This is a genomic window from Nitratireductor sp. CH_MIT9313-5 (assembly GCF_037029545.1).
GTDB lineage: Bacteria > Pseudomonadota > Alphaproteobacteria > Rhizobiales > Rhizobiaceae > Chelativorans.
In genome coordinates, this window is the sequence record NZ_JAYMER010000016.1 from 80,379 (window position 1) to 80,895 (window position 517).

Annotated in this window: 1 protein-coding gene; it reads right to left on the reverse strand. The window is 62.3% G+C overall.

Annotation, left to right across the window (positions count from 1 at the left end; genetic code table 11):
* Window positions 1-517: hypothetical protein (locus tag WA367_RS12990; RefSeq protein WP_336057197.1), on the reverse strand; the 517-nt coding region annotated here is incomplete at both ends.

The following is a 517-nucleotide window of genomic DNA, read 5'->3' on the forward strand; positions in this document are numbered from 1 at the left end:
GAGGCTGTTCTCCGTTGCGTCCTTCACGCGCTTGTAGTCGGTGTAGCTGCCTTCCTCTGCGCCCGTGGGAACAATGGTGACATAGTCACGCGGGTGGACCGAAGACGACCATGATACCTCGAAGCTGGCCCCGGTAGTGACCTGCTCGGGTGCCGTGATGCCTAGCTCTGCCTCGACAACCTCGATTGGCGTTGACGCGAGAACGCGCTTGCCCTCGTTCAGGACATAGCGCACCTCGTAAAGCCCGGGCTCGGACGGGGCGACGAGGCTGTTCTCCGTTGCATCCTGCACGCGCTTGTAATCAGTGTAGCTGCCTTCCTCCGCGCCCGTGGGAACGATGGTGACATAGTCACGCGGGTGAACCGAGGATGACCAGGAAACCTCGAAGCTGGCCCCAGTCGTGACCTGCTCGGGTGCTGCGATGCCCAGCTCTGCCTCGACAACCTCGATTGGCGTTGAGGCGAGAACGCGCTTGCCCTCGTTCAGGACATAGCGCACCTCGTAAAGCCCGGGCTCG